Origin of the sequence: Faecalibacterium sp. Marseille-Q4137, from assembly GCF_017377535.1 — a bacterium.
Lineage (GTDB): Bacteria > Bacillota > Clostridia > Oscillospirales > Ruminococcaceae > Faecalibacterium > Faecalibacterium duncaniae.
In genome coordinates this window covers 51,038-77,093 of record NZ_JAFREK010000013.1, presented here as the reverse complement: position 1 = coordinate 77,093, position 26,056 = coordinate 51,038, and the positions used below count along the sequence as shown (strand labels likewise).

At 58.0% G+C, this 26,056-nt stretch carries 22 protein-coding genes, 1 tRNA gene and 1 other annotated feature; of the genes, 20 read left to right on the top strand and 3 right to left on the bottom strand.

Translation table 11 applies throughout. From position 1 onward, the window contains the following. Window positions 1–91: 91 nt before the first annotated feature. A tRNA-Phe gene (locus tag J3353_RS07235) sits at window positions 92–167 on the bottom strand. A gap of 326 nt (window positions 168–493) precedes the next feature. Here J3353_RS07235 and J3353_RS07230 point away from each other — a divergent pair. The 20 genes from J3353_RS07230 to J3353_RS07135 all read left to right on the top strand — a co-directional run bounded on the left by J3353_RS07230 (window position 494) and on the right by J3353_RS07135 (window position 23,249). Further along, entirely contained in the window at window positions 494–2,485 is a 1,992-nt protein-coding gene (locus tag J3353_RS07230; RefSeq protein ID WP_097770972.1) for a type IIA DNA topoisomerase subunit B, read from the top strand. A gap of 184 nt (window positions 2,486–2,669) precedes the next feature. After that, complete coding sequence (locus J3353_RS07225; RefSeq protein WP_207684519.1) at window positions 2,670–4,919, top strand: DNA gyrase subunit A; 2,250 nt, start codon at window positions 2,670–2,672, stop codon at window positions 4,917–4,919. Window positions 4,920–5,130: 211 nt separating this feature from the next. Beyond that, window positions 5,131–5,616, top strand: a complete 486-nt coding sequence (gene rlmH, locus J3353_RS07220) for a 23S rRNA (pseudouridine(1915)-N(3))-methyltransferase RlmH (RefSeq protein ID WP_097770974.1) — start codon at window positions 5,131–5,133, stop codon at window positions 5,614–5,616. Between the two features lie 239 nt (window positions 5,617–5,855). Continuing rightward, the gene (locus tag J3353_RS07215) at window positions 5,856–7,277 is read left to right on the top strand and encodes a glycine--tRNA ligase (RefSeq protein ID WP_097772530.1); all 1,422 of its coding nucleotides are present in this window, start codon (window positions 5,856–5,858) and stop codon (window positions 7,275–7,277) included. Window positions 7,278–7,775: 498 nt separating this feature from the next. Further along, window positions 7,776–9,017, top strand: coding sequence for an aminopeptidase (locus J3353_RS07210; protein WP_156061963.1), 1,242 nt, complete (start codon window positions 7,776–7,778; stop codon window positions 9,015–9,017). Between the two features lie 520 nt (window positions 9,018–9,537). Continuing rightward, a complete protein-coding gene (locus tag J3353_RS07205) occupies window positions 9,538–10,014 on the top strand; it encodes a hypothetical protein (RefSeq protein WP_156061964.1) in 477 nt (158 codons plus the stop codon). 177 nt (window positions 10,015–10,191) lie between these two features. Then, window positions 10,192–10,683: a ribosome maturation factor RimP gene (rimP, locus tag J3353_RS07200; RefSeq protein WP_005933125.1), complete on the top strand. Its 492-nt coding sequence runs from the start codon at window positions 10,192–10,194 to the stop codon at window positions 10,681–10,683. 35 nt (window positions 10,684–10,718) lie between these two features. Beyond that, window positions 10,719–11,834, top strand: a complete 1,116-nt coding sequence (gene nusA / locus J3353_RS07195) for a transcription termination factor NusA (RefSeq protein ID WP_097770979.1) — start codon at window positions 10,719–10,721, stop codon at window positions 11,832–11,834. Window positions 11,835–11,870: 36 nt separating this feature from the next. Beyond that, window positions 11,871–12,167 (top strand): RNase P modulator RnpM, encoded by a 297-nt coding sequence (gene rnpM, locus J3353_RS07190; protein ID WP_005933128.1) that lies wholly within the window; start codon window positions 11,871–11,873, stop codon window positions 12,165–12,167. After that, the gene (locus J3353_RS07185; RefSeq protein WP_098922892.1) at window positions 12,154–12,531 is read left to right on the top strand and encodes a 50S ribosomal protein L7ae; all 378 of its coding nucleotides are present in this window, start codon (window positions 12,154–12,156) and stop codon (window positions 12,529–12,531) included. The genes rnpM and J3353_RS07185 overlap by 14 nt, the downstream gene beginning before the upstream one ends. After that, a complete protein-coding gene (gene infB, locus J3353_RS07180) occupies window positions 12,528–15,005 on the top strand; it encodes a translation initiation factor IF-2 (RefSeq protein ID WP_005933130.1) in 2,478 nt (825 codons plus the stop codon). The genes J3353_RS07185 and infB overlap by 4 nt, the downstream gene beginning before the upstream one ends. A 163-nt stretch (window positions 15,006–15,168) precedes the next feature. Then, window positions 15,169–15,558: a 30S ribosome-binding factor RbfA gene (gene rbfA / locus J3353_RS07175; protein WP_097772525.1), complete on the top strand. Its 390-nt coding sequence runs from the start codon at window positions 15,169–15,171 to the stop codon at window positions 15,556–15,558. Between the two features lie 17 nt (window positions 15,559–15,575). Beyond that, window positions 15,576–16,565, top strand: a complete 990-nt coding sequence (locus tag J3353_RS07170; RefSeq protein ID WP_156061967.1) for a bifunctional oligoribonuclease/PAP phosphatase NrnA — start codon at window positions 15,576–15,578, stop codon at window positions 16,563–16,565. Further along, the gene (gene truB, locus J3353_RS07165) at window positions 16,565–17,449 is read left to right on the top strand and encodes a tRNA pseudouridine(55) synthase TruB (protein ID WP_207684520.1); all 885 of its coding nucleotides are present in this window, start codon (window positions 16,565–16,567) and stop codon (window positions 17,447–17,449) included. The genes J3353_RS07170 and truB overlap by 1 nt, the downstream gene beginning before the upstream one ends. Window positions 17,450–17,455: 6 nt before the next feature. Next, on the top strand, window positions 17,456–18,376 hold the full coding sequence (gene ribF / locus J3353_RS07160; RefSeq protein ID WP_207684518.1) for a riboflavin biosynthesis protein RibF: 921 nt from the start codon (window positions 17,456–17,458) through the stop codon (window positions 18,374–18,376). A 147-nt stretch (window positions 18,377–18,523) separates the two neighbouring features. Then, window positions 18,524–18,778, top strand: a complete 255-nt coding sequence (gene rpsO / locus J3353_RS07155; RefSeq protein ID WP_005933138.1) for a 30S ribosomal protein S15 — start codon at window positions 18,524–18,526, stop codon at window positions 18,776–18,778. A 208-nt stretch (window positions 18,779–18,986) separates the two neighbouring features. Continuing rightward, window positions 18,987–21,131 (top strand): polyribonucleotide nucleotidyltransferase, encoded by a 2,145-nt coding sequence (locus J3353_RS07150; RefSeq protein ID WP_005933140.1) that lies wholly within the window; start codon window positions 18,987–18,989, stop codon window positions 21,129–21,131. Window positions 21,132–21,284: 153 nt separating this feature from the next. Next, on the top strand, window positions 21,285–21,665 hold the full coding sequence (locus tag J3353_RS07145) for a GntR family transcriptional regulator (protein WP_005933142.1): 381 nt from the start codon (window positions 21,285–21,287) through the stop codon (window positions 21,663–21,665). Then, window positions 21,658–22,386, top strand: coding sequence for an ABC transporter ATP-binding protein (locus J3353_RS07140; RefSeq protein WP_207684517.1), 729 nt, complete (start codon window positions 21,658–21,660; stop codon window positions 22,384–22,386). Before J3353_RS07145 ends, J3353_RS07140 begins: the two co-directional genes overlap by 8 nt. Next, on the top strand, window positions 22,380–23,249 hold the full coding sequence (locus tag J3353_RS07135) for a hypothetical protein (protein WP_207684516.1): 870 nt from the start codon (window positions 22,380–22,382) through the stop codon (window positions 23,247–23,249). The genes J3353_RS07140 and J3353_RS07135 overlap by 7 nt, the downstream gene beginning before the upstream one ends. A gap of 57 nt (window positions 23,250–23,306) precedes the next feature. On the opposite strand, the gene asnB is transcribed toward J3353_RS07135, so the two are convergent. Beyond that, the gene (gene asnB / locus J3353_RS07130; protein WP_005933147.1) at window positions 23,307–24,881 is read right to left on the bottom strand and encodes an asparagine synthase B; all 1,575 of its coding nucleotides are present in this window, start codon (window positions 24,879–24,881) and stop codon (window positions 23,307–23,309) included. Between the two features lie 141 nt (window positions 24,882–25,022). After that, window positions 25,023–25,285 (bottom strand) — a binding site (T-box leader). Between the two features lie 13 nt (window positions 25,286–25,298). Continuing rightward, a complete protein-coding gene (locus J3353_RS07125; RefSeq protein WP_005933149.1) occupies window positions 25,299–25,775 on the bottom strand; it encodes a Fur family transcriptional regulator in 477 nt (158 codons plus the stop codon). Window positions 25,776–26,056: the final 281 nt, after the last annotated feature.

Below are 26,056 nucleotides of genomic sequence, written 5' to 3'. Positions count from 1 at the left end.
CGCTACCTCCACCTTGGCAAGGTGGCGCTCTACCAGATGAGCTACGGCCGCATATCAGAGGAACAGGAGTAATTCTTGTTCTTCTGAAAGGTGGTGCCTCCGATCGGAATCGAACCAATGACACGGGGATTTTCAGTCCCCTGCTCTACCGACTGAGCTACAGAGGCGCACCGGACGATGATTATTATACCTGAAATTTTGATTTTGTAAAGGGGTAAATTCAAATTTTTTGAAAAAAACTGAAACTTTTTTCGTTTTATGCGTTTCAACGCGCAAAATAAGAATGACTTTTTGCGCGTTTTTCTGCCGGATCGGGAGGACAAGAAATCTGCCCGAAGAAATTGACAAGTAATACAACCTATGGTTTAATAAAAGAAAAGAACACCGACGCTTTTGCTCTTTACACATCGCTTATACTTATTATAAGGGAAAGAGCAAAGGCGTTTTGATTTGACGACCTGCTCATTACAAGAGAACAGGCCCGGAGGACAGCATGGCAAGAAAACAGGAATATGGCAACGAAAGCATTACTTCGCTGAAGGGTGCCGACCGTGTGCGCAAGCGCCCGGCCGTCATCTTTGGCTCAGACGGCGTGGAAGGCTGCGCCCACTCTATTTTTGAGATCGTCTCCAACTCCATCGATGAAGCCCGCGATGGCCACGGTGATACCATCAATGTGACCCGCTGCAAGGACGGCAGCGTGATCGTGGAAGACTTTGGCCGCGGTATGCCCGTGGACTGGAACAACGGCGAGGGCCGCTACAACTGGGAGCTGCTGTTCTGTGAGATGTACGCGGGCGGCAAATACGGTGAGGGCGAGGACAACTACGAGTTCAGCCTGGGCCTGAATGGTCTGGGCCTGTGCGCCACCCAGTACGCTTCTGCCTGGATGACCGCCGATATCTACCGCGACGGCTTTCATTACCACCTCGACTTCAAAAAGGGTGAGAACGTGGGCGGCCTGCAGAAGGAGCCCTACAAGGGCCGCCGTACCGGCAGCATCATCCACTGGAAGCCCGACGATGAGGTGTTTACGGACATTGACGTGCCCGGCAGCTACTATAAGGATGTGCTGCGCCGTCAGGCCGTGGTCAACGCGGGCCTGACCCTGAACTTTACGGACGAAAAGGAGAAGGACCCCGCCACCGGCAAGCCCTGGAAGGAGAGCTGGTGCTACCAGAACGGCATCGCCGACTATGTGCAGGAGGTGGCAGGAGAGGATACCCTGACCCCGGTGTTCAGCTGCGAAAGCGAGGCCTCCGGCCGTGACCGTGAGGATCAGCCGGATTATAAGGTGCGGATGAGCGCTGCCTTCTGCTTCTCCAATAAGGTGCAGCTGCTGGAATACTATCACAACTCCTCCTGGCTGGAACACGGCGGCAGCCCCGAGCACGCCGTCCGTACGGCTTTTGTCTACCAGATCAACAAATACCTGAAGGACAAGAACCTCTATAAGAAGGGCGAGAGCGCCATCAGCTTCCAGGATGTGCAGGACTGCCTGGTCTACGTCTCGTCCAGCTTCTCCACCCGCACCAGCTACGAGAACCAGACCAAGAAGGCCATCACGAACAAGTTCGTCTCGCAGGCCATGACGGATTTCCTCAAGCATTACCTGGAGGTCTACTTCCTTGAAAAGCCGGAGGAGGCCCAGAAGATCTGCCAGCAGGTGCTGGTGAACAAGCAGAGCCGCGAGCACGCAGAAAAGACCCGCCAGAGCATCAAAAAGACACTCTCCACCCAGATCGATCTGGCCAACCGGGTGCAGAAGTTCGTGGACTGCCGCACCAAGGATGCTTCCCGCCGGGAACTCTACATCGTGGAGGGCGATTCCGCTATGGGCGCGGTCAAGCAGAGCCGCGACAGTGAATATCAGGCCATCATGCCCATCCGCGGCAAGATCCTGAACTGCCTGAAGGCCGATTATGCCCGCATCTTCAAGTCCGATGTCATCGTGGACCTTATCAAGGTCATGGGCTGCGGCGTGGAACTGGGCGGCAAGCACAACAAGGAACTTGCCACCTTCAACATCGATAATCTGCGCTACAATAAGATCGTCATCTGTACCGATGCTGACGTGGACGGCTACCAGATCCGCACGCTGGTGCTGACCATGCTCTACCGGCTGACCCCCACTCTGATCAACGAGGGCTATGTCTATATCGCGGAATCGCCGCTGTATGAGATCACCACAAAGGACCACACCTATTTTGCCTACACCGAGCCGGAAAAGGCAGCATTCCTGAAGGAGATCGGCGACAAAAAGTATACCATCCAGCGCTCCAAAGGTCTGGGCGAAAACGATCCGGAGATGATGTGGCTGACCACCATGAACCCCGAGAGCCGCCGCCTGATCAAGGTACTGCCCACGGACGTGGAGGAAACGGCCCGGGTGTTTGACCTGCTGCTGGGAGATAACCTGGCCGGACGCAAGGAGCATATTGCACAGCACGGCGCGGAATATTTGGATGATCTGGATGTGAGCTGACGAGATAAACCCCTCCGTCAATGCTTTGCATTGCCACCTCCCCTAGTAGGGGAGGCCCTGGCGTTGCGGAACGCCCTGCGAGTTCCCCTCTATGCCAAGGGCCCCACTATTAGGGGGGCTGTCGAGCGTATGCGAGATTGAGGGGTTGGATCTGGGATATAGATGCTGATATAGAGGAGCAAAAATGGCAAAACGAACAACCAAAAAAACGACCAAGCCTGTCCGCCCGCAGCTGGGCGACGGCGTTGAGATCCTGAACGCGGGCAGTGTGCTGGAAGATCCCATTACCAGCACGCTGGAGACCAACTATATGCCCTACGCGATGAGCGTCATCGTCTCCCGCGCCCTGCCCGAGATCGATGGCTTCAAGCCCGCCCACCGCAAGCTGCTGTACACCATGTACGGCATGGGGCTGCTGAAGGGTGCCCGCACCAAGTCGGCCAACATCGTGGGCAGCACCATGCACCTGAACCCCCACGGTGATGCCGCCATCTACGATACCATGGTGCGCATGGGCCGGGGCAACGAGAGCCTGCTGGTGCCCTTTGTGGACAGCAAGGGCAACTTTGGCAAGGCATACAGCCGGGATATGTCCTGCGCTGCTGCCCGTTATACCGAGGCCAAGCTCGAGGGTGTCTGCGAGGAACTGTTCCGGGACATTGATAAGGAGACCGTGGACTTTGTGCCCAACTACGACGGCACCACCACCGAGCCGACCCTGCTGCCCGTGACCTTCCCCACCATTCTGGCCAACAATACCCTGGGCATTGCAGTCGGCATGGCCTGCAACATCTGCTCCTTCAATCTGGCAGAGCTGTGCGCCACCACCGTGGCCCTGATGAAGGATCCCAAACACGACATCTCCACCACCATGCCTGCCCCGGATTTCGTGGGCGGCGGCCAGATCCTGTACGATGAGGCCCAGATGCGGGAGGTCTATGAGAATGGCCGGGGCAGCATCAAGGTGCGTGCCCGGTACAATGTGGTGCCCGGCGAGAATATGCTGGAGATCACGCAGATCCCGCCCACCACCACTGTGGAAGCCATCATGGACAAGATCGCCGAGCTGGTCAAGGCGGGCAAGATCAAAGAGATCAGCGATATGCGGGATGAGACCGACCTGAACGGCCTCAAGCTGACCCTTGACCTCAAGCGCGGCGTGGACCCGGAAAAGCTGATGGCCAAGCTCTACAAGACCACCCCGCTGGAGGACAGCTTCAGCTGCAACTTCAACGTGCTGGTGTCCGGTCAGCCCCGGGTCATGGGTGTACGGGAGATCCTGCAGGAGTGGACCGCTTTCCGGATGGAGTGTGTCCGCCGCCGCACCTACTACGATCTCCACGGCAAGGAAAAGCGGCTCCACCTGCTCAAGGGCCTTGCCGCCATCCTGCTGGATATCGATAAGGCCATCCATATCATCCGCACCACTGAGGAGGAGACCGAGGTGGTGCCCAACCTGATGATCGGCTTTGGCATCGACGAGGTGCAGGCTGATTATGTGGCTGAGATCAAGCTGCGTCACCTGAACCGGGAGTATATCCTCAAGCGGACGGGTGAGATCGAACAGCTGGAAAAGGATATTGCCGACCTGAACGATATTCTGGCAAAGCCTGCCCGCATCCGCCGCATCATCATCAATGAGCTGAACGATGTGGCCAAAAAGTACGCCCAGCCCCGCCGCAGCGAGATCCTGTATGATCTGCCCGAGGAGGAGAGCGGTGCCGAAGAGGAATCCATCCCGGATTATCCTGTTACCGTGTTCTTCACCCGTGAGGGCTACCTGAAAAAGATCCCGCCTCAGAGCCTGCGCACCGCCGGTGCCCACAAGCTGAAAGAGGGCGATGAGATCATCCATCAGGTGGAGACGCGGAACAACGTGGAGGCCCTCTTCTTTACCGACAAACAGCAGGTATACAAGGTGCGCCTGAACGAGCTGGAGGACGGCAAGGTGGCCCAGATGGGCATCTACCTGCCGGGCCGTCTGGGAATGGATGAGGGCGAGAATATCCTCGCTATGGTCATCACGGGCGATTACAGCGGCTATGTCCTCTTCTTCTTTGCGGGCGGCAAGTGCGCAAAGATCCCGCTGGCCTCTTATGCCACCAAGCAGAACCGCCGCAAGCTGCTCAAGGCCTACTCCGACAAGGAGCCGCTGGCAAAGCTGCTCTTCCTGCCCGAGGACACGGAGCTGGCCATCCGCACCAATGCAGGCCGGATGCTGCTGGTCAACACGGCGCAGATCCCTGCCAAGACCACCCGCGACAGCCAGGGTGTTGCTGTTGTGACCCTGAAAAAGAACCAGACCATTGCATCTGTCGTCCCGGCGGAAACGCTGGAGCTTGCCAACCCCCACCGCTACCGTGTCCGCAGCCTGCCCGCCACCGGCGCGCTCATCCGCGCCGAGGACGAGGGCGAGCAGCTGACAATGCTGTAAAAAACTCCCCCAGTCTCGCATTCGCTCGACAGCCCCCTCTAGGATGGGGCCTTTGGCATGGCGGGAAAGCTTTTGCTTGAATTGCAAAGTATCCGGTTTCGCCAGAGGCTCCCTCTCCGAGGAAGCTGGCACGGCGTAAGCCGTGACTGAGGGAGTTCAAGCAGTAGCGGAGACAATTTTAAATCGTTTATCCTGAAAAGAGGAAGCTGTAATGCAGAATATTGACCTGATCTGTATTGGTAAAATGAACGCAAAATATTTTGCCGAGGGCGTGGCAGAGTACCAGAAGCGTCTGGCTGCCTTTGCGGCATTCCGGATCATCGAGCTGCCGGAGGAAAAGATCGAGGAGAAAAATGCCTCCGATGCTGTGGTGAAAAAAGCACTGGAGAAGGAAGGAAAAGCCATCCTCTCCAATGTGCGCAAGGGTGCTGCCATCGTTGCCATGTGCATTGAGGGCAGGCAGATCTCCTCCGATGAGCTGGCGCAGTTCCTGGCCGACCGCGCAAACAGCGGGGCAGGGGATGTGGCGTTTGTCATCGGCTCCTCCCACGGCCTGTCCGATGAGGTGAAAAAAGCCGCAGCCCTCAGATTCAGTATGGGCCGCATCACCATGCCCCATCAGCTGGCCCGTCTGGTGCTGACCGAACAGATCTACCGGGCCTGTACCATCAATGCCGGTATGAAGTATCATAAGTAAAACTTGCAAAGAGAAACAGAGGACGGAACAGGCAGCCGTCGCCCGGTGTTAGGAGATGCGGGAAACGTCAACCCGCCTGTTTCTCAGAAAGAAAGGGCCGTTGCAGAAATGCAGCGGCCTTTTGCTTTACAAATATAAGAAAACATGATAAAGTAGAGATACGCGGCAGTGGGGAAAGCTGCCCGAAACAACACACACGACACGGCAAGCCAGCCGCGGACGGAAAGGATGTTATTACAATGGAACAGAGCGAAAAGACCCTTGATATGATCGTCAATCTCTGCAAGAACCGTGGTTACGTGTTCCCCGGTTCTGAGATCTATGGCGGTCTTGCCAACAGCTGGGACTACGGTCCCCTGGGCGTTGAGTTCAAGAACAACGTCAAGAAAGCATGGCTGAAGAAGTTTGTCCAGGAGAGCCCCTACAATGTGGGCCTGGATGCCGCCATCATTATGAACCCCCAGACCTGGGTGACCACCGGCCACGTTTCCAGCTTCTCTGACCCCCTGCTGGACTGCCGTGCCTGCAAGGCACGCCACCGTGCCGATAAGCTGATCGGTGAGGAGCATCCTGAGGTCAATGTGGATGCTATGAGCTTTGATGAGATGGATCAGTTCATCGCCGACCACGAGGATATCGTCTGCCCTGTCTGCGGCAAGCATGACTTCACCCCCATCCGCAAGTTCAACCTGATGTTCAAGACTGCCATCGGTGTTACCGAGGACAGCTCTTCTACCTGCTACCTGCGTCCCGAGACCGCACAGGGCATTTTCGTCAACTTTGCCAACATCCAGCGCACCACCCGCCGCAAGCTGCCCTTCGGTGTCTGCCAGGTGGGCAAGGCCTTCCGCAACGAGATCACCCCGGGCAACTTTACCTTCCGCACCCGCGAGTTCGAGCAGATGGAGTGCGAGTTCTTCTGCAAGCCCGGCACCGATCTGGACTGGTTCGCTTACTGGAAGGATTACTGCGAGAACTGGCTGCTGAGCCTGGGCATCAAGAAGGAGCACCTGCGCCTGCGCGACCACGAGCCCGCAGAGCTGGCCTTCTACAGCCGCGCTACCACCGATATCGAGTATGCCTTCCCGTTCACCGACTGGGGCGAGCTGTGGGGCATTGCAGACCGCACCAACTACGACCTGACCCGCCATCAGGAGGCCTCCGGCAAGAGCCTGGAGTACTTCGACAGCGAGACCAACGAGCACTACATCCCCTACGTGATCGAGCCCTCTCTGGGCTGCGACCGTGTGGCACTGGCCTTCCTGTGTGAGGCTTACGATGAGGAGCATCTGGTCGATGCCAAGGGCAAGGAAGATGTCCGCACCGTCCTGCACCTGCATCCGGCTCTGGCTCCCTACAAGTGCGCTGTTCTGCCCCTGAGCAAGAAGCTGGGCGACAAGGCCATGGAGATCCGCAATGAGCTGAGCAAGTACTTCATGGTGGACTACGATGATACCGGTTCCATCGGCAAGCGTTACCGCCGCGAGGATGAGATCGGCACTCCCTACTGCATCACCGTGGACTTCGACACCGTGGGTGACGAGGCCAAGGGTATCGCAGCTGACAACTGCGTCACCGTCCGCGACCGTGATACCATGGAGCAGGTGCGTATGCCCATCTCCGAGCTCAAGAGCTATATCGAGAGCAAGATCGAGTTCTGATCCAAATAAAAACAGCCCCGCCGTTGCAATTTCGGCGGGGCTGTGGTATATTATAGATAAAGAGAGTGCTGTCCGGCAAACGGTCAGTACCTTCCCGGCAAGTTATTCACAAAGAATGACCGCTCAGGTTTGGACGCTGAGGGCGGTCATTTTTTGTGTGTAAAGATTTTCCATGCGATATCGAACACGCCAAAGCCGACGGTTGCAAGCAACGTCAGCAGGGCTAAAGTTTCCAATAGCGTCATAGAGCATCACCCCTTTCGCAGCAGAGCGTCAGGGGCACGACAAAAAATATTCGCCTCCCCGACGCTTGGGCCGGAAAGGTTAGACCGCTTACCGTATGTGGACAGCACTCCCAAGGTTAGTATAGCAGACGTTTCCCCGTTTTTCAACGCCGGAAGCGTCTGTTTTCTTTTATCCGATGGACAGAATTGAAAAAAGAGGGTATACTTAGGGCAAAACAACCATGCCGTTTCTTGCGGCAGAAAGGAACCTTTTGTGAAAAACTTTGATGAACTGCTCAAAAAATACGCTGACTTTATCGTCCGGGTGGGCGTGAACCCTCAGCCGGGCCAGACCATGATCATCCGCTGCCCGTTGGAGGCTGCCCCGCTGGCCCGCCTGTGTGTGCGCAGCGGCTTTGAGGCCGGTGCTCGTGATGTTCAGGTGGACTGGAGCGACAATGCCGTATCCCGCACCCGGATGGAGCTGGGCAGCGAGGAAGCCCTGACCGACAGCAAGCCCTACCAGCTGCGCCGCTACCTCGACTACGCAGAGAGCGAGGGCAGTGTCTGCGTGCTGCACCTCATTGCGGATGACCCCGAGGTCTACGCCGGTCTGGATGGTGCCAAGATCAGCCGTGTGAACGCCGCCAACCGGAAATTTATGGCTCCTTGGCGGGAGTACACCATGAATGACAGGGTGCAGTGGTCCATTGCCGCCATGCCCAGCGCCCCCTGGGCAAAGAAGATGTTCCCCGAGCTGGATACGGATGCCGCCATCGAGAAGCTGTGGCAGCTCATCTTTGATGTCTGCCGCGTGACCGGCGGTGACCCCGTCAACGAGTGGAAGGCACATCTGGACCGTCTGACCAGTCTGGGTGAGAAGATGAATGCCCTTGATCTGGAGAGCGTCCACTTTGAGAGCGCCAACGGCACTGACCTGACCGTGGGCCTGGCCGAACAGGCCAGCTGGGAGAGCGCCGGCAGCAAGAACGAGAAGGGTGTGTTCTTCCTGCCCAACATCCCCACCGAGGAAGTGTTCACTGCTCCACACAAGGACAAGGTGGACGGCATCGTCTACGGCACCAAGCCCTATGTGTTCAATGGCCAGCTCATCAAGGGATTCCATGTTACCTTCAAGGATGGCAAGGTCGTTGAGTATGGAGCCGAGGAGGGCGCTGACCTGCTGGGTCGGCTGCTGGATACCGATGAGGGTGCCCGCCATATCGGCGAGGTGGCACTGGTGCCCGCATCCAGCCCCATCAACCGCAGCGGCGCGCTGTTCTACAGCACCCTGTTCGATGAGAATGCTGCCTGCCACATCGCCTTTGGTGCCAGCTACCCCGGCACCACCGAGGGCGGCACCGGCCTGACCAAGGAGCAGCTGGAAGAACGCGGCATGAACCAGTCCACCATCCATGAGGATGTGATGATCGGTGCAGAGGACAGCCACATCACCGGCAAGTGCCGTGACGGCCGTGTGGTGGAACTGTTCCGGAACGGTGTCTGGGTGCTGTAATCGTTCAATATAAATAATTCGTTAAATCCTTACAGTCTGTGATTAGTCTGTAAGGATTTTTGCTTATTTAGAACGACTAGAAACTCGATAATTGTATGAATGCACAAAAGATATTTCACATGAAAGAAAAATATTGACATCAAAAAAAGGGGATGTTATACTTTTACTATAAAAAGTGCACTTTGACCGAACCACAAGACAAGATGAAAGGATGGAAATGCTATGAAGCGTTTGATGATGTTCCTATTGACCTTGGCTATGGTATGTACGATGGGCGTGATTTCTTTTGCAGAAGGAAATATCGCTCCGCATGATTTATCTCCGGAACCGATTATACCGGATGTATGCAGCCATTTGTATAGCTTTAAGTATGCTACAAGTGTATCGGAAACGGACCCGAAGACGGGTAGAACATATACGGTTACTACGGAGTATTATGTCTGCACAAATTGCGGTGCAGAATATATTGTGACCACGTATAAGTGATATTAATATGGGTAAGAGAAAGGAGATGCAAACTATGAAACGATTGACAGCGGTGCTATTAAGCCTTTTACTGGTTATATCTGTTGGTGCAACGGCTTTTGCGGCGTTTGACACCTCCAGAATCGATCAATATTTTGAAACAGAGACCCAGAAACGGATTGACAGTATGCTGGAGCTGGTTCTGGGAAAAGAAAAGGCAGAAGAACTTGTTGAAACTTCAAGAACTTCCAGCTATGATTTTACGCAAGTGGAAGCGTATGTAAATCAGCATGTGGCGCAGCAGTCGAGCGAAATGTTCCGTTTGATTGAAGCGGCAGAACAAAAAGCATGTGATGTATCCCCGGAACCGATTATACCTGATACCTGCAAGCATAATTATGATCTTGATAAGGTTGTCCGGGAGGAATTCCGGAATATGCCGATTGGAAGAGATTTTATCAAGGTGACTTATTATTATGTCTGTACCAAGTGTGGAGATACAAAAACAGAAGTGGAAACCTATGATGCATAAGAAGATTGTGAGAAGGTTTTGATTCTTGAAGTGCTGTGGTACGGCAAAGGATAAGGCAAAATTTCACGAAACCCCTTGCATAATTACCGGAAGTATGATATATTCTAATAGTACGATATAACTTTTACTGAAACGTGGGCCGCAAGGTCCGCGTTTCTTGTTTGTTTGGAGGTTTTTATGGCGAAGCAGTCTGGCGGAAATACCGCCCAGAGAGTCGAAGCGCTTGTCCGCCCCACTGTGGAGGGCATGGGCCTGCGCCTGTGGGACGTGGTCTTTGAAAAGGAAGGGCCGGACTGGTATCTCCGTGTCCTCATCGACAAAACGGACGGCACCACCATGGACACCGACACCTGTGCCGATGTCTCCCATGCGCTGGACCCCATCCTGGATGAAGCGGACCCCATTGAACAGAGCTATTATCTGGAAGTCGGCAGCCCCGGCCTGGGCCGCAAGCTGACCCGCCCGGAGCACTACGAAGCCGTTCAGGGCCAGAAGGTCAGCGTCAGGTTGTACCGGGCCAACGAGAACGGTGTTAAGGAATTTTCTGGCCTCCTGACTTCCCGCGAAGGCAATACCATCACGCTGGAAGGCCCGGCCGGCCCCATGCAGTTTGAGCTTTCCGCCGTCAGCACGGTGCGCCTGTGTGACGACGAGGACTTGTTTGATTAAAAGAGAAAGAATGATATTTAGGAGGAACCCGAAAAATGGCTGCAGCGAACAATGAATTTTTTGAAGCTCTCTCCATGTTGGAGCATGAGCGCGGCATCACCGCAGAGTACCTGATCGAGAAGATCAAGGCTGCCATCGTGATCGCTGTCAAGAAGAACTATGAGGTCGAGGACGACAACGTTCTGGTGGAGATCGACCCCGACAGCGGCAAGTTCAACGTCGCTCTGGTGCAGAACGTTGTCGCCGATGAGGACTGGTACGATGAGCACGCCGAGATCGGCATCACCGAGGCCCAGAAGATCCGCAAGAGCTATGAGGTCGGCGACCGCGTTGTCACCCCCCTCAAGACCAAGGACTTCGGCCGCATTGCCGCCCAGACCGCAAAGCATGTTATCCGTCAGGGCATCCGGGAAGCCGAGCGCAGCCAGCAGCTGAGCGAGATCCAGTCCCGCGCCCATGATATCATCCAGGCCACCGTTACCCGTGTGGACAACGAGAAGGGCATTGTGGCCCTGGACCTGGGCAAGGGCGGCGAGGCCATCCTGCCCCGCAACGAGCAGGTGCCCGGCGAGACCTACACCGAGGGCCAGACCCTGCAGGTCTACGTTGTGGACGTGGTCAGCGGCGAGCGCGGTGCCCGCGTGATGATCAGCCGCACCCACCCGGGCCTGGTCAAGCGCCTGTTCGAGCTGGAAGTGCCCGAGATCTATGACGGCACCGTTGAGGTCAAGGCCATCAGCCGCGAGGCCGGTGCCCGCACCAAGATGGCTGTCTGGAGCAAGGATGCCAACGTCAACCCCGTTTCTGCCTGCATCGGCCCCCACGGCGACCGTGTGGCCGCTGTGGTCGAGAAGCTGGGCGGTGAGAAGATCGATATCGTCAAGTGGAGCGAGGATGTCTCCGAGTTCATCTCCGCTGCCCTGAGCCCCGCCAAGGTGCTCAAGGTCGAGCTGCTGCCCGGCGAGACCCGCTCCTGCCGCGTCACCGTACCCGACCAGCAGCTGAGCCTGGCCATTGGCAACAAGGGACAGAACGCCCGCCTGTGCGCCCGCCTGACCGGCTACAACATCGACATCCGCCCCGAGAGCGGCTACTACGGCGAGGACGAGGAGCCCAAGGCTGCCGAGCCCAAGACCGAGGACGCTGAGTAAGAGCGGCTGTGACCGCACCTGAAGGAGGGAAACCGGATGGCACAAAAAAAGATCCCTGCCCGCCAGTGCATCGGCTGCATGACCAGCCGCCCCAAAAAGGAACTGGTGCGGGTGGTGCGCGCCCCCAGCGGCGAGATCAGCATCGACCCCGTGGGCAAGAAGCCGGGCCGCGGCGCTTACCTCTGCCCGGACCCGGCCTGTCTGGCAAAGGCCAAAAAGAAAAAGGCGCTGGAGCGCTGCTTTGAGCAGCCGGTTCCCGCCGAGGTTTACGATGCGCTGGCCGCACAGCTGGCCGACGTGGAAAAGGAGGCCCAGCCGAATGGCGAAGCATAACAATACCCCCGAAAAGCCCAAAATGGCCCCGGAAGAAGCGCTATTTCAGGCGCTGAGCCTCTGCCGCAAGGCAGGCGCGCTGACCATGGGCTTTGATGCCGTGGAAGATGCCTGCGTCAAGAGCAAGGCATGGCTGGTAATGGTCACGTCCGATGCCAGCGCTAAGACCGTGCAGCGCCTGAACTACGCTGTGGGCGACCTGGTGGACGTGATCTCCATGCCGCTGACCCAGGACCGCCTGGCCGATATCAGCCGCAAGCCTGTGGCTGTTTACGCGGTGACTGACCGCAACCTCGCAAAGCTCTGCTTTGACCGTCTTTCGGACTGCGGGGCAATCAAAAATGAGGAGGATATGAGCGAATGACCGTAAAATATAAAGTGAGCGATTTTGCAAAGGACCTGAATGTTTCTGCAAAGAAGGTCCTGGATGAGCTGGCTGCCATGGGCAGCACCGGCAAGAAGAACAGCTCTACCCTGGAAGAGAACGAGCTGAACTACCTGCTGGAGAAATTCAGCAAGGACAACAGCGTTGCCAGCCTGGACGAGTACCTGAACAGCGCAAAGCAGCCTGCCCAGCCTGAAAAGAAGGCGGAGAAAAAGGCCGAGAAGCCTGCGGAGAAAAAGGCAGAGCCCAAGGCTGCTGAGAAGAAGCCCGAGGCAAAGCCCGCTGCCCCTGCCGCAAAGGCAGAGCAGCCCAAGGCAAACAATAACAATAATAAGCACGGCGAGAAGAAGAACGAGCAGCACAAGAAGCGCGAGGAGAAGACTGTCTCCCTGAGCGAGCTGGCCCGCGAGACCGGTGCCAAGGCCTCTGCTGCCCCGGCTCAGTCCGTCTCTGTCCGCCGCGAGGACAGCCAGGTGACGGTCGATACCCGCACCGTGGATGTGAACGTGGACCGCTTTGATGCCCGCTACGACGATCTGGCTTCCACCAAGAACACCGAGAACCGCCGTAAGCCCACCCCGCAGGGCAACAAGCAGAAGTTCACCCAGCGCGGCCAGCGCCAGCGCCAGCAGTTCCAGAAGGGCAAGCGCGAGACTGAGTTCGAGCGCCTGCAGCGCATCCAGCTGGAAAAGGCCCGCAACGCACAGCTGAAGGTGATGATCCCCGATGAGATCACCGTCGGTGAGCTGGCTGCCCGCCTGAAGCAGCAGGCCGGCAAGGTCATTGCCAAGTTCATGCAGATGGGTGAGATGCACGCCATCAACGATGTGATCGATTTCGATACCGCATCCCTGCTGGCTGAGGAGTTCCACGCAAAGGTCGAGCACGAGGTGCATGTGACCATCGAGGAGCGCCTGTTCACCCAGGAGGAGGATTCCGCCGAGGATCTGGTGGAGCGTCCCCCCGTTGTCTGTGTCATGGGCCACGTTGACCACGGTAAGACCAGTATCCTGGATGCCATCCGCAAGACCAATGTCACCGCAGGCGAGGCTGGCGGCATCACCCAGGCCATTGGTGCATATCAGGTCAAGATCAACGACAGCCTGATCACCTTCCTGGATACGCCGGGCCACGAGGCATTCACCTCCATGCGTGCCCGCGGTGCCAACATGACCGATATCGCTGTTCTGGTCGTTGCCGCCGATGACGGCATCATGCCCCAGACCGTGGAGTCCATCAACCACGCCAAGGCTGCCAATGTCAAGATCATCGTGGCCATGAACAAGATGGATAAGCCCACTGCAAACCCCGAGCGCGTGATGGAAGGCCTGACCAAGTACGGCATCATCACCGAGGACTGGGGCGGCGACGTTGCCTGCATCCCCGTTTCCGCTCTGACCGGCATGGGCATCAACGACCTGCTGGAGCGGATCGCGCTGGAGGCCGAGGTCATGGAGCTCAAGGCCAACCCCAACCGCCGCGCCAAGGGTGCTGTTGTTGAGGCTCGTCTGGACAAGGGCCAGGGCCCCATCGCCACCATTCTGGTGCAGAACGGCACCCTGCATGCCGGTGATGTCATCATTGCCGGTACCGCTGTGGGCCGTGTGCGTACCATGCGCAGCGACAAGGGCGTGCTGCTGAACGATGCAGGCCCCTCCACCCCCGTGGAGATCACCGGCCTGACCGCTGTGCCCGAGGCAGGCGACCTGTTCGAGGCCGTTGCTGACGAGCGTCTGGCCCGTGAGCTGGCAGAGCAGCGCATTGCCGCTGCCAAGGAGAAGCAGTTCTCCTCCTTCCAGAAGGTCACTCTGGATAACCTGTTCAGCCAGATGGCACAGAACGATATGAAGGAGCTGGCCATTGTCGTCAAGGCTGATGTGCAGGGCTCCGCCGAGGCCGTCAAGCAGAGCTTGGAGAAGATCTCCAATGATGAGGTGCGCGTCCGCGTCATCCACGCCGGTGTCGGTGCCATCAGCAAGTCCGACGTTGACCTGGCCGATGCCTCCAACGCCATCATCATCGGCTTCAATGTCCGCCCCGATAACGTGGCCAAGGAAGAAGCCGCTGCCACCAAGGTCGAGATGCGGATGTACCGCGTTATCTACGATGCCATCAACGATGTCACCGATGCTATGAAGGGTATGCTGGCTCCCAAGTTCCGCGAGGTCGCTCTGGGTGAGCTGCAGGTCCGTCAGGTCTACAAAATCAGTAACGTGGGCACCGTTGCAGGCTGCCGCGTGACCAGCGGCAAGATCACCCGCGACAGCAAGGTGCGCGTTGTCCGTGACGGCATCGTCATCACGGAGGACGAGATCGCATCTCTGAAGCGCTTCAAGGATGATGCCAAGGAAGTGGCCGAGGGCTACGAGTGCGGCGTTACGCTGGCAAAGTTTGCCGATGTCAAGGAAGGCGACGTTTACGAGGCCTTCAAGATGGAAGAATATCGGGACTAAGGAACGGATTAAACCTCTCCGTCATTGCTTCGCAATGCCACCTCCCCTAGTAGGAGAGGCCTTGGCAGCCGGGTGAAGCCTCATCTTTATGCCAAAGGCACCCCCATTAGGGAAGCTGTCGAGCGCAAGCGAGACTGAGGGGTTTTGTTTTAGAGGAGAAGCTATGTCTCAGAAAAATATGGGTCGTCTTGCCCAGGATATGAAGCGTGAGGTCATTGCCATCATCGGACGGCTGAAGGACCCCCGCCTGGAGGGCGGTCTGCTGACCGTCACCCGTCTGGATGTGACACCTGACCTGGATGTTGCAAAGGTCTATGTGAGCGTGATGGGCCGCGAGGACGGCCCCAAGCCCGCCATCGAGGCACTGAACCGTGCCGCAGGCCATGTGCGCACCGAGGTCAGCAAGAAGATGCACATCCGGAAGGCTCCGCGCTTCATCTTTGTGGAGGACGATGGTGCCGCCTACGCAGCCCACATCAATGAGCTGCTCCGCACGCTGAACGTGAACGGTGACGCTGAGGAAACCAGCCAGCCGGAAGAGACCGAGGAATAATCAGCCTTGCGGAAAGGATGGAACATGGGATGACAGAACAGCTGAATGTACAGCAGATGGCAGAAAAGCTGCTTGCTGCGGATAACATCTTGATTCTGTGCCACAAAAACCCGGATGGTGATACGGTCGGCTGCGGCAGCGCGCTCTACTATGCGCTGCTTGCACTGGAAAAACACGCAGCCGTGCTCTGCGCCGACCCCATCCCCGGCCGGTACGCATTTACCAACCCCCGCCTGTTCAAGGGCGAGTTTGAGCCGCAGATCGTGGTGGCTGTGGATGTTGCCAGCGTCCAGCTGTTTGGCGAGGGCAACGGCGTTCCCCAGTACACGCGCCATGTGGACCTGTGCATCGACCACCATGCAGGCAACAGCGGCTACGCCGAGTTCACGCTGCTGGATGGCAGCGCCGCCGCTGCGGCAGAGCTGCTGTATGAGGTGATCTGTGCCATGCGTGTGGAGATCACCCCCCACATTGCCGATTGCCTGTATACCGGCCTGTCCACGGATACCGGCTGCTTCAAGTTCTCTTCCACCAAGGCCAGCACCCACATCACTGCTGCCAAGCTGATGGAGGCCGGTGCCCATGTGGAGGAGCTGAACACCCTGCTGTTTGACACCAAGTCCCGGGAGCGGATGGAAGCCGAGCGGATCGCCCGCAACCATCTGGAATATCATCTGGATGGCCGTTGCGCCCTCATCTACCTGACCCGGGATGAGATCGAGCAGAGCAGGGTAGACCCTGCGGATCTGGAAGAGCTGACCAGCCTGCCCATCAGCATTGAGGGCGTGAAGGTCGGCCTGACCCTGCGCCAGCAGCCCGGCGGCAGCTACCGCATCAGCGTGCGCACCGCCAAGGGCGTGGATGCCTGTGCCATTGCCCGCCGTCTGGGCGGCGGCGGCCACACCCGTGCGGCGGGCTGTGAGCTGCTGGGCAACCTTGACAACGCCAAGAGCGCGATCCTCTCCGAGGTGGAAGCTGTTCTTGATGCACCGCAGGAGGAAGCATGATGCAGGGGATCCTCATTGTTGATAAGCCCACCGATTGGACCAGCTTTGATGTCATTGCCAAGCTGCGGGGCATTCTGGGCACCCGGAAACTGGGCCACAGCGGTACGCTGGACCCCATGGCGACCGGTGTTCTGCCGGTGTTCTGCGGCGGGGCCAGCAAGGCAGTTGATCTGCAGCTCGACCACACCAAGGCCTACCGCGCTGTCCTCAGGCTGGGCCAGCGCACCGATACCGGGGATGTGACCGGCACTGTGCTGGAGACCGCCCCGGTAACGGCGGGGGGGCAGGAGCTGCTGGCCGTTCTGCCGCAGTTCCTCGGTCCCCGGATGCAGACCCCGCCCATGTACTCGGCAGTCAAGATCAACGGTCAGCCGCTCTATAAGCTGGCCCGCGAGGGCAAGACCGTGGAGCGCAAGGCCCGGCCGATCGAGATTTTGGACATCCGGTACGAGGGCAGCCCTGCGGAAAACGAGTATGCCCTGACCGTAAAGTGCTCCAAAGGCACCTATATCCGGGTGCTGCTGGAGGAGATCGCCGAAGCCATGGGCCAGAAGGGCACCATGAGCGCCCTGCGCCGCGTGGCCGCCGGGGTGTATTCCGAAGCCGATGCCCACACGCTGGAAGAGATCCAGGCGGCAAAGGACGCGGGGCCGGAGGCCCTGCAGGCTCTGATGCTGCCGGTGGAAAGCGTGTTCACCAGCCTGCCGCTGCTGGTGGCGGACGAGCGGGTGGAGCAGCACCTCTACAACGGGTGCCCCACCAGCCGCTATCCCGCTGCCGACGGCCGCTACCGCGTGCGGAACGCCGGAGGGCAGTTTCTGGGTCTTGCCAATGTGGTGAACGGTGTGCTCAAGGTGGAAAAGCTGTTCGTGGAAAGGAACTGACGACCAATGCAAATCGTTTCATCTCTGTCGCCGCTGGCGCTGGAACATGAGGGCGGCACTGCTGTTGCCATGGGCTACTTCGATGGCATCCACATCGGCCACCGTGCCGTCATTGAGGGAGCAGTGGAGTGGGCAAAGGCCCACAGCGCTGCCCCGGCGGTGTTCACCTTCAAGCTGCCCGCTGACAGCAAAATGAAGGGCCGCCGTCTGCTCTCCACCGAGGATAAGCATGCCCTGATCGCAAGCCTGGGTGTGGAGTATTATCTCTGCCCCGAGTTTGAGGAGATCCGCGCCATGACCCCGGAGCAGTTCGTGTACGGCATCGTGCAGGACTGCCACGCCAGGGCGTTGTTCTGCGGCGAAAACTTTACCTTTGGTGCCAAGGCCGCCGGGACCCCCGAGCTGCTGAAGGAGCTCTGCGCCCCGCTGGGGGTGGAGGTCGTGGTGGTGCCCATGGCACAGTTTGAGGAAAAGCCGGTGTCCTCCACCCGCATCCGCACGGCATTGGAGGGCGGCGATGTGCCTGCCGCCAACGCCATGCTGGGGATGCCCTATGCCATCCGCTTCGCGGTGCAGCACGGGGCAGGTCTGGGCCACACGCTGGGCGTGCCCACCATCAACCAGATCTACCCGGCGGGCTTCCAGATGCCCCGCTATGGCATCTACATCACCCGCACCCGGATCGGTGATACCTGGTATCCCTCGGCCACCGGCCTGGGGACCCGGCCCACTGTCAATTCGGACGAGACCAAGGTGACCTGTGAGACCTTTATCCCGGATTTTTCCGGCGACCTCTATGGTACCGACCCGGTGGTGGAGTTCTACGCCTACCTGAGTCCCAGCAAAAAGTTTGATACCCTGGACGAGCTGAAGGCCTGCATCGACCATGCAGCCCGGCGCGCCAAGGCCTATTTTGCAAAAGCATAGTAAAATTTTTCTTGCTTTTTGCACGGATTTCTGTTATACTAGCCATGTTACCGCGGCACGGGGCTGGGAGTATGCCCATTTGGGAGTACCGTTTTCCCGCATTCTGTGCCGATGGCAAATAAAATTTTATAAAGAGGTACTGTTACTATGAACAAGCAGGAAGTTATGGCCAAAGTCGCTCTGACCGAGAAGGACACTGGCTCCCCCGAGGTTCAGGTCGCTCTGCTGACCGCTCACATCAACGAGCTGAACGAGCACCTGAAGAAGAACCCTAACGATCACCACAGCCGCCGTGGTCTGATGAAGATGGTTGGCCGCCGCCGCAATCTGCTGGCCTACCTCCAGAAGAAGGACATCGAGCGTTACCGTGCTCTGATCGCAACCCTGGGTCTGCGTAAGTAATAGAAAACAGAGGGCAGGTACCGCATTGTGGTGCCTGCCCTTTGCTCTTTTTTGAGGAACAACAGGCCGCTGCTGCGCGTTGCAGCAGTAAATCGAGCGCCTGTGCTGTAAAAGGCACGGGCGTTGGCTTTATTGCTATGATGCGCTGGCCGCTGCCTTTTGGAAGATAAGAAGATAAACCGCAAAAGGACAAAGGAGGCAAAACCAAATGGCAATTGAATTTGGTTCCCGCAAAGAGACCTTTGAAAACTTCAAGGTCTACGAGACCACGCTGGCTGGCCGTCCGTTCAAGGTCGAGATGGGCAAGATGTGCGGCCTGTCCAACGCAAGCGCCCTGATCCGCTACGGCGAGACCTGCGTGCTGTGCAACGTTGTGATGAGCCCCAAGCCCCGCGAAGGTGTGGATTTCTTCCCCCTGAACGTGGAGTATGAGGAAAAGCTCTACGCCGCAGGCCGCATCCCCGGCAGCTTTATGCGCCGTGAAGGCCGCCCCGGTGAGCGCGCCATCCTGACCAGCCGCGTGGTGGACCGCCCCATGCGCCCGCTGTTCCCCAAGGAGATGCGCAACGATGTCTGCATTACCATGACCGTGATGAGCCTGGACCCCGATTGCAGCCCTGAGATCGCCGGTATGATCGGTGCGTCTCTGGTCACCGCTGTGTCTGAGATCCCCTGGAACGGCCCCATCGGCGGTGTTCAGGTGGGCCTGGTGGACGGCGAGATCGTCCTGAACCCCACCCAGGAGCAGCGCAAGGTGAGCGACCTGGCCCTGACCGTTGCCGCCACCATGGACAAGATCGTGATGATCGAGGCCGGTGCCAACGAGGTGGACGAGGACACCATGCTCAATGCCATCAAGGCCGCCCACGTTGAGATCAAGAAGATCATCACCTTCATCAACGGCATCGTTGCAGAGCGCGGCAAGCCGAAGATCGATTTCCAGGTGGTGGGTCTGGATATGGACGTGTTCCACGCCATCCAGAACAAGTATCTGGACGACTTCAAGGCCGCCATGGATACCGATGACAAGAATGTGCGGGATGCTGCCCTGCTGCCCATCATGGACAAGATCGCTGAGGAGTACCCCGATCTGTCTGATGCAGACCTCGACCTTGTCAGCTACAAGATGCAGAAGTACGTTGTCCGCCGCTGGCTGCTGGATGAGGGCAAGCGCGTGGATGGCCGCGGCATCAACGAGATCCGCCCGCTGGCTGCTGAAGTGGGCATTCTGCCCCGGGTCCACGGCTCCGGTATGTTCACCCGCGGCCAGACCCAGGTGCTGACCACCTGCACCCTGGGCGGCACCAAGGACAACCAGCTGATGGACGATCTGACCGACGAGCAGACCAAGCGTTACATCCATCACTATAACTTCCCGCCGTATTCTGTCGGCGAAGCCCGCGCACCCCGCAGCCCCGGCCGCCGCGAGATCGGCCACGGCGCACTGGCAGAGCGCGCTCTGGTTCCCGTGCTGCCCTCTCTGGAGGAGTTCCCCTACACCATCCGCTGTGTCTCTGAGGTCCTGAGCTCCAACGGCTCCACCTCTCAGGCTTCCATCTGCGGTTCCACGCTGGCTCTGATGGATGCCGGTGTGCCCATCAAGGCACCTGTTGCCGGCATCTCCTGCGGCCTGATCACCGAGGGTGACCGCTGGATGACCATGCTGGACATTCAGGGCGTGGAGGATTTCCACGGCGATATGGACTTCAAGGTGGGCGGCACCCGCAAGGGCATCACTGCCATCCAGATGGACATCAAGATCGACGGCCTGACTTACGATATCATTGCCGAGGCCTTTGAGAAGTGCCGCAAGGGCCGCCTGTACATCCTGGACGAGATCATCAAGCCCGTGATCGCACAGCCCCGTGAGGAGCTGAGCCGCTGGGCTCCCAAGATGTTCAGCATGATGATCCCCACCGATAAGATCAAGGACGTGATCGGTAAGGGCGGCAAGGTCATCCAGGACATCTGCGCCACCTGCAACTGCAAGATCGATGTGCAGGAGGACGGCCATGTGTTCGTTTCCGCCGTGGATCAGGAGGACGCAAAGCGCGCCATCTTCACCATCAAGACCATTGTGGAGGATCCCGAGATCGGTGCCATCTACAAGGGCAAGGTCACCCGCCTGATGAACTTTGGTGCCTTTGTGGAGATCGCACCGGGCAAGGAAGGTCTGGTGCACATCTCCAAGCTGGACACCAAGCGTGTGGAGCGCGTGGAGGATGTGGTCGCCGTGGGCGATGCCATCGTGGTCAAGGTCACGGACATCGACCAGCAGGGCCGCATCAACCTGAGCCGCCGCGATGCCATTCTGGCGCTGGAAGCCAAGCGCGCCGCGCAGGAGCAGCAGTAATCCATAAATCAGAGGGACCCCACAGCCGGTTGGCTGCGGGGTCCCTTTTTGCTGTCCGAAAAAACTTTTGGGTTTCCTCTTGACAGAAATGCAAAAATGTGTATTATTGTATTAGCTGCTTAATACAGCAACACATAAGGAGGGCAAAGCAGAATGAGTGAACAGTTTGATGCCAGCCGCCCGATCTATGCCCAGCTGGTGGAACGGCTCAAAGCCAGAATTCTGGCGGGCACCTACCCGCCGGGGGGCCATCTGGATTCGGTGCGGGATCTGGCCGCAGCTGCCGGGGTCAACCCCAACACGATGCAGAGGGCTCTGGCCCAGTTGGAAAGTGAGGGCCTTGTGCGCACCGAGCGCACCAGCGGACGCTACGTCACGGAGGATACGAATTTGATCGAACAACTGCGGGCTGCCGCCGCCCATGACATCGCGGCAGATTTTCTGGAGAAGATGCGCAGCATCGGCTACACGCCGGAAAAGGCGGCAGCCCTGTTGGAGCACTGGGATACAGAGGAGGTAGAACCCCATGAGTAAGGTGCTGACCTGTGAAAAATTGACAAAAGTATACGGAAAGGAAAAGACCGCGCTGGACGGCATCGATCTGGAGCTGGATTTTGGCCGCATCGTAGGGCTGCTGGGCCCCAACGGCAGCGGCAAGACCACCCTGCTCAAGCTGGCCAATTGTCTGCTGCAGCCCACGGAAGGCCGCATCCGGATCGCGGGCATGGCACCCGGCCCGGAGACCAAGGAGCTGGTCTCCTACCTGCCGGACGCCGACTGGCTGCCCGACTGGATGCGGGTGGAGGAGCTGGTGGAGATGTTCCGGGATTTTTACGGCACGCCCAGTCAGGCCAAGGCTTACATCGGCTTTGACGCCGCCAAAGCCAATGAGATGCTGGCCCGGCTGAACATCGCCCCCAAGGCCCGGCTCAAGACCCTTTCCAAGGGCAACAAGGAGAAGGTTCAGCTGGTGCTGGCCATGAGCCGCAACGCCCGTCTCTACCTGCTGGATGAGCCCATCGGCGGCGTGGACCCTGCGGCCCGGGACTACATCCTGAACACCATCATTTCCAACTACAGCAAGGACGCGACGGTTGTCATCTCTACCCACCTCATCGAGGACATTGAGCCAGTGCTGGACGAGGCCGTGTTCCTGAAGGACGGCCGAATCTTTGCGCACCGCGCTGTGGATGATATCCGCGAGACCGAGGGCAAGAGCGTCGATGCATATTTCCGGGAGGTATTCAAATGCTGAAACAATTGCTGAAATATGAGTTCAAGGCCACGAAACGCCTGTATTTCGGGCTGTATCTGGCGCTGGCGCTGTTGAGCGTGGTGCTGGGCGTGACCTTCCGGCAGGAACACGCGCTGGCTCACAGCACAAGCTTCCAGAATCTCGAAGTGATTCTGATGATCGTGTATGTCTCGGTCATCCTTGCCATCGCGGTGCTCTGCTTCGTGAACACCATCCAGCGCTTTTATCAGAACCTGCTGGGCCGGGAAGGCTACCTGATGCACACGCTGCCGGTCAATGAGAACCAGCTCATCCTCTCCAAGCTCCTCACCAGCATGGTCTGGGTGCTGTGCAGCGGCCTTGTGGGCATTGTCTGCATCACGGTGATGGTCAGCATCGGTGTGATTGACTCGGAGACCTTCGGCATGGTGGACTGGAACAGCTGGAAGCAGCTGTGGCAGATGCTGTACGAGGAGATAGGCCCGGAGTTCTGGCTGGTGACGTTCTGGACCATCCTCATCAATCTGGCCCGGCTGGCAAGCCTCATCCTCTGCGTTTACGCTGCCTGTATGATCGCCCATCAATTCCCCAAGCATGTGATGGTGGCCGGGATCCTCGCGTTTATCGGCCTGAACATCGTGGAGACCCAGCTCGATAAGCTGCTGGGCACGAATGATGTGAGTATGATCGTGGATGTCACGTACCGGGTCGTGGGTGTGAACGTGACCGGTGTGAGCTATGGAGTGACCCCGATGCGCTGGCTGACGGCGGCACTTGGAACAGACGTTGGCTATCTGTTCTGCTTTGCCGTGACTGCAGCCATTGCGGCGGCATACTTCTTCCTGACCCGGTGGCTGATGAAAAATAAACTGAATCTGGAGTAAACAAAAAGGCGGTGTGCCCGGAGCGGACACACCGCCTTTTGCTGTCTGGAAAAAGGATTACACGCCGGAAGCGCCGTAGTTTGCCAGCACACGGGCAGAAGGATCGTTGACGTTGCAGCCGGGCCATGCCTTGTTCGGCATCCAGAAGCCCACGATGGTGCGGCTCTGGTCGTGGTAGTATTTCTCGAAGATCTCGCGGTAGAACAGGCTCTCCTTGGTAAAGGGCATACAGTGGGCCGAGTAGTTTGCCCGGCGGAGCTGGAACTCCTCATCGGTGTACAGGCTCTCGGCATACTCCTTGATGTCGTCCACCATGCTGTGGCCCACGGCATCGGAGAAGGCGGCTTTTTCGCGCCAGAGGATCTCCGGGGGCAGCCAGTCGCCCTCAAAGGCCTTGCGCAGCAGGTACTTGCCCTTGCCGTAGCTGTTCAGCTTCTTTTCGGGGTCAATGGCCATGACGTAGCGCACAAAATCCAGATCGCCAAAGGGCACGCGGGCCTCGATGCTGTTGGCGGAGATGCAGCGGTCGGCCCGGAGGACATCGTACATGTACAGCTCCCGGATGCGCTTCTGGCTCTCCTGCTGGAAGGCATCGGCGGTGGGGGCGTAGTCGGTGTACTTGTAGCCGAACAGCTCATCGGAGATCTCGCCGGTCAGCAGCACGCGCACATCGGTCTGCTCGTGGATGGCCTTGCAGAGCAGGTACATGCCCATGCTGGCGCGGATGGTGGTGATATCCCAGGTGCCCAGCAGTCGGATGACCTCCTCCAGGCTCTGGATGACCATGTCCCGGTTGATGATGATCTCATGGTGTTCGCTGCCCAGATAATCGGCGGTCTGGCGGGCATATTTCAGGTCGATGGCATCGGTGTCCATGCCGATGGCAAAGGTGCGGATGGGCTTGCCCAGCTTCTTGGCTGCAATGGAGCAGACCAGCGAGGAATCCAGACCGCCCGAGAGCAGGAAGCCCACAGGTGCATCGGCATCCAGACGCTTTTCCACGCCTGCAATCAGCTTTTCGCGGATGTTCCGCAGGGTGGTCTCCATGTCATCCTCCATGGGGGCGGGCACGTCGGCAATGTCCTCATAGCGGACAAAGCGGCCATCGCAGTAGTAGCTGCCGATGGGGAAGGGGCGGATGTCATCGCACCAGCCGATCAGGTTCTGCATCTCGGAGGCAAAGGCGATCTGGTGGCTGGACTTGGAATAGCCGTAGAACAGCGGACGGATGCCGATGGGGTCGCGGGCTGCGATCAGCCGGTCCTTACGGGAATCATACAGAATAAGCGCAAACTCGGAGTCCATGTGGCGGAACATATCCAGACCGTACTCGTAATACAGCGGCAGCAGGATCTCGCAGTCGCAGTCGGAGGCAAACTTGTAGCCCCGGCGCTTCAGGATCTCCTTCTCAAAGCGGAAGCCGTAAAGCTCACCGTTGCAGACCACGCAGTCGGCACCGCGGTAGAAGGGCTGCATCCCCTCCGGGGTCAGGCCCATGATGGCAAGGCGGCCAAAGCCCATCAGACCAAAAGGCCCTTCCACCACACGCTGGTCGTCCGGCCCGCGCATCACGGTGCGCAGCAGATACTCCTTGAATTTGGCGGCACTCAGGTCGTGCCCCGTGTAACCCATAACACAACACATATTTCTTACCCCTCTCTCTAAACCTCTCCGTCAATGCTTCGCATTGCCACCTCTCCTGATAGGAAAGGCAAGTTTCCCGGTGACTGAGAGGTTTTTGCAAATAAAAAAATACGGCAGCCTTCATCCCATTGCTAGGACGAATGCTGCCGTATCCGTGGTGCCACCTAAATTACCGGTGCGCGAACACACCAGTCACTTTTGTGTACTCTCCCCGTTGAAAGCACTGCCGCGATAACGAGCGGCTGCCGTCGGCCCCTACTAACTGCCCGAAGCAGGTTCAGGGGGAAGCTCACGGGGGTTCGTTCGGGGCTCGTTCTCTGTGCGGCTTCCACCGGCCCGCACTCGCTGCAAAAGAACCTTGAGCACTTACTTTTCCCGATCAACGCTTTTCCTGCCTGCATTGTATCACGGCTCTTTGTCCGTGTCAACACAGTGTTCGCATTTTTGTGCGGTCTGCCCCGGATGGGGGCTGTTTTGTGCGCAGCTGCGGCACAATCCGTACAAAACGCTGCCCTCGCACTGCAGGGTGAAGCCGTGCTCCGCCATCAGATGGGCACGCACCTCGTCCATAAAGTGGCAGTCCAGGTGATAAATGCGCCCGCACTGCACGCACTTCAGGTGCAGGTGCTCGCGGCAGTGGCGGCCCTCGTCCACATACTGGAACACGGCCTTTTCGCCCTTATCGGCCACATATTTCATAATGCGCTGCTCGCCTGCCAGTTTGTCCAGATACCGGTACACCGTGGTGGGATTTGGGCTGGCCCCCTCTGCCTCCAGATGTTCCAGAATGTTGGATGCACTGACCGCGTGCTGGCGGTTGTTGATGAGATAATCCAGGATCAATTGCCGGGTTTTGGTGTTGTACCCCCCGCGACCTGCCATGGTATCAGCCTTCCTTTCTGGGTCAAGTGTACCACAATTTATCCTTCGATGCAAAACAAGAGCGAAACACTGGCGACAAGCACAAAAAAACTGTTCAATTTATAGCAAAATAATGCATGATATCTGTTCAAAACGGAAAAGCTCCCAAAGTTTTCAAAAAAGTCTTGTAAACATTGTCCGGATATGTGATAATAATGTTAATGATTACTTGGATTATTTAAGGGATACAAGCTGTCCGGCGGGCGACTGATTGCTGCCTGAATGGTCCTGCTTGCGAACTA